Here is a 3,656-nt window from a genome sequence, read left to right as displayed (position 1 = left end):
AACCATAAAAAAACCAGAGCAAATGCAATAAAAACACCTTCTAGCCCTATCCCGTTTTTAAAAAATAAATAAATATAAAAATTGATTTAAAAAAATAAATATGTAAAAATTAATTATTATTAAAAAGAAAGGAGTTAAAAAAGATTTTAACAAGTCCGCAACGAGCTACTTTCCCCATACCAGTAAGGTACAGTATCATCGCCCACAATGTGCTTAGCTTCTTGGTTCGGGATGGGACAAGGCGTTACCACATTTGTATAATCACGGACATTGTTATTTAAATCTATTAGTTTTTAATAAACTTAAATAACAATGTTAAAAGCAAGTAATTTAAACTCTTAAACTCACTAAAGTAATAAACCTTAGCAAGGAAGTAATGCTTATTTAAAGTAAGCGGACGGTCTATTAGTATTGGTCAGCTAAATGGCTTTCACCACTTACACACCCAACCTATCAAGCAGCTAGTCTTGCTGCGACCTTAAGAGAAGATTCATCTTAGAGTTGGCTTCGAGCTTAGATGCTTTCAGCTCTTATCACATCCGAACTTAGCTACGCTGCGATGCTCTTGGCAGAACAACAGCTACACCAGTGGTTCGTTCAACCCGGTCCTCTCGTACTAGGGTCAAATCTCTTCAATCTTCTTACGCCCACGGCAGATAGGGACCGAACTGTCTCACGACGTTCTGAACCCAGCTCGCGTACCGCTTTAAATGGCGAACAGCCATACCCTTGGGACCTGCTCCAGCCCCAGGATGCGATGAGCCGACATCGAGGTGCCAAACCTCCCCGTCGATGTGAGCTCTTGGGGGAGATCAGCCTGTTATCCCCGGGGTACCTTTTATCCTTTGAGCGATGGCCCTTCCACACAGAACCACCGGATCACTAAGACCGACTTTCGTCTCTGCTTGACGTGTTTGTCTTGCAGTTAAGCTGGTTTATGCCTTTATACTCTACAAACGATTTCCAACCGTTTTGAACCAACCTTTGTAAGCCTCCGTTATTTTTTGGGAGGCGACCGCCCCAGTCAAACTACCCACCAGACATTGTCCTACGTGAGGATAACTCACGCTAGTTAGCTACCCGAATAAGAAAGAGTGGTATCTCAACGATGGCTCATTATAAACTGGCGTCTATAACTCAAAGCCTCCCACCTATCCTGCACATTCTTATCCAAGTAGCAGTGTCAAGCTGTAGTAAAGGTCCACGGGGTCTTTCCGTCTTGCCGCGGGTAGGAGGAATTTTCACCTCCACTACAATTTCACTGGATCCCTCTTTGAGACAGCTCCCATCTCGTTACGCCATTCATGCAGGTCGATATTTAATCGACAAGGAATTTCGCTACCTTAGGACCGTTATAGTTACGGCCGCCGTTTACTCGGGCTTCGATCAAGAGCTTCGCATTGCTGCTGACCCCATCAATTAACCTTCGAGCACCGGGCAGGCGTCACACCCTATACATCCACTTACGTGTTAGCAGAGTGCTGTGTTTTTGGTAAACAGTCGGGAGGGACTCTTTGTTGTAAGTTTCCTTGCTTTCGGAGTAAATCCTAATACAAGGCTAACCACACCTTATACCGAAGATACGGTGCTATTTTGCAGAGTTCCTTAAAGAGAGTTCTTCCACGCGCCTTAGAATACTCATCCCACCCACCTGTGTCGGTTTACGGTACGGGCAACATTATCTAAACTTAGAAACTTTTCTTGGCTCGACGGCATCAGCAATTCTTCCTTCCATCCGAAGACTTCAGAAAGCCTTTCAGTTCTCGGTCTAACGTTACACGGATTTGCCTGTATAACAACCTACGACCTTAGACTAGCACTTCCATCAGCTAGCTTGCTTAGCCCTAAGCGTCCTTCCATCGCACAATAATGTTGGTATTGGAATATTAACCAATTTTCCATCGCATACCCCTTTCGGACTTTGCTTAGGACCCGACTAACCCTACGATGACGAGCATCGCGTAGGAAACCTTGGGTTTACGGCGTTAATGATTCTCACATTAATTATCGCTACTCATGCCTGCATGCTCACTTCTATACGCTCCAACGCTCCTTACCGGTACATCTTCAACGCCTATAGAACGCTCTCCTACCACTTAGTAAAAACTAAGTCTACAGCTTCGGTACTTATTTTAGCCCCGTTATATTTTCCGCGCAAAATCACTAGACCAGTGAGCTATTACGCTTTCTTTAAAGGATGGCTGCTTCTAAGCCAACCTCCTGGTTGTTAAAGTAACTTCACATCGTTTTCCACTCAAATAAGATTTAGGGACCTTAGCTGGTAGTCTGGGTTGTTCCCCTCTCGACGACGGATTTTATCACTCGCCGCCTGACTGCTGTGATTACACTATAAGTATTCGGAGTTTGATAGGGTTTGGTACATTGGTGTATGCCCTAGCCCATTCAGTGCTCTACCCCTTATAGCTACTACACAACGCTATACCTAAATATATTTCGGAGAGAACCAGCTATCACGAAGTTTGATTGGCCTTTCACCCCTATCCACAAGTCATCCGGAGCCGTTTCAATGGCCGTCGGTTGGGTCCTCCACTAGTTCTTACACTAGCTTCAACCTGCTCATGGATAGATCACTTCGTTTCGGGTCTGCAGCATCTGACTTATCGCCCTATTAAGACTCGCTTTCGCTACGGCTTCACGTTAGCTTAACCTTGCCAGACACCACAACTCGCAGGCTCATTATGCAAAAGGCAGTCCATCACACTGTATTGCTACATAGTGCTCTGAATGATTGTAAGCAAATGGTTTCAGGTTCTATTTCACTCTGATCACCTCAGTTCTTTTCACCTTTCCCTCACGGTACTTGTACACTATCGGTCAGACATTAGTATTTAGGGTTGGATCGTGGTCGACCCAGCTTCAGACAAGATTTCACGTGTCTCGCCCTACTCAGGATACTGCTAAGTAAAGTAAAGATTTTATGTACGGGAGTATCACCCTCTACGCTCAAGCTTTCCAACTTGTTCTACTATCTTTGCTTAGTCTTTGTTGCAGTCCTACAACCCCACTAGTAAACTAGTGGTTTGCCCTCTTACGCTTTCGCTCGCCGCTACTAGCGTAATCTCTATTGATTTCTTTTCCTGTTGGTACTAAGATGTTTCAATTCCCAACGTTCGCTCCATATATGGTAATACATATCTCTATGTATTGGGTTGCCCCATTCGGAAATCTACGAATTAATGCCCCTTGACGGCTCCTCGTAGCTTATCGCAGTCTAGTACGTCCTTCATCGCCTCTGTCTGCCAAGGCATCCGCCATTCGCTCTTATTAGCTTACCTTTATTAATAATGTTAAATATTATTACAATTAAAATTGAAATATATTTGCATGCATTATTGTTATTGTTTTTAGTATTACTAAAACGCATTACTTCCTTGCTAAAGTTTTTATGTAATTATTCTTAACCTTCAAGACGGAAAGCGTCTAAGCTGTGATGCTTAAAAACTTTTTCTTAATATTTAAGAAAGAGATTAAGACTTAATTACCTTTAACAAGCTTATGAAATTGTTTTATATTACTTGCTTGTGACTCTTAACATTGATAAATAAAATAACACTAGGTTAAAACTATATATAAACATAGAATTAAATTAAAAAAACCTAGAAAGAACATTTGCTTAAATGCTCTGTTTAAGTTTT

The 3,656-nt window shown here is 42.5% G+C and carries 2 rRNA genes; both read right to left on the bottom strand.

The features are described from left to right. Window positions 1-152: 152 nt before the first annotated feature. Window positions 153-269, bottom strand: a 5S ribosomal RNA gene (rrf, locus tag AVANS14531_RS09045). Window positions 270-385: 116 nt separating this feature from the next. After that, a 23S ribosomal RNA gene (locus AVANS14531_RS09040) occupies window positions 386-3,296 on the bottom strand. Window positions 3,297-3,656: the final 360 nt, after the last annotated feature.

Origin of the sequence: Campylobacter sp. Cr9 (genome assembly GCF_020138295.1) — a bacterium.
Classification (GTDB): domain Bacteria; phylum Campylobacterota; class Campylobacteria; order Campylobacterales; family Campylobacteraceae; genus Campylobacter_E.
Note: the sequence above shows the minus strand (reverse complement) of the source record. Positions and strands in the feature narration are given on the sequence as shown.